The organism is Vibrio sp. D173a, assembly GCF_030248475.1.
Map to the genome: position 1 here is coordinate 1 of NZ_JAHGAH010000516.1, position 643 is coordinate 643.

Genomic DNA, 643 nt, shown 5'->3' on the forward strand with positions numbered 1-643 from the left:
CAATATGTGTTTGTCGTAAGCAATGCTTGATGACCGAAATGACAAAGCGAAGTAGATAACTTTGTTGTTCGAAGAGCATTGGCTGCTCACGCAGCCAATAGGATGTTATTGCCTATTGACAGGCAGAAGGCTCATATGTGTTAGATTGGTGAGCCAAGAACAATTGTGGTTTGTAATTGGTTTCTCTGAACGGAGAGGAAATGTCAGAGTTTGCGAGCTCCCAGAGAGACTTTTGCGTGTATGCGCCCATTAACGCGGTGCCAGAGCTGAATCGGTAAAACGGGAGCGAAGCTGAGATCTGAAACTTCGCTTCAAACTGTTGCAGCGAGTCCATTTCAGAACCGAGTTCGTTGTAAGCGTTTTGATTGATGTCGGTGGTGTATGTACCTAATACGTAGTTGTCCTCATAAGTTGAAATCTGTGCAATGTTTTTTGCGTAAACCAATGCGGGACACAACAAGAATGGAATTACTTTATATTTCATCGTTTTCCTTCACGCCGCTCAAGAGGAGCGGCAAATTCATTCCTTATCACCTAAAAATTAGGTCATATACTGCAAGGGAAACGGACTAAAGCAATTATCGTTCCGGGGTATGAATTTCCTTATTTCACATCCAGCACACGACTTAACTCCGATCAGTTA

1 pseudogene is annotated in these 643 nt (G+C 43.1%); it reads right to left on the minus strand.

Going from position 1 to position 643, the window contains the following annotated elements:
• Positions 1-139 precede the first annotated feature (139 nt).
• Positions 140-484, minus strand: a pseudogene (locus tag KIV40_RS27190) (phospholipase A); the annotation flags it as partial.
• Between the last annotated feature and the right edge of the window lie 159 nt (positions 485-643).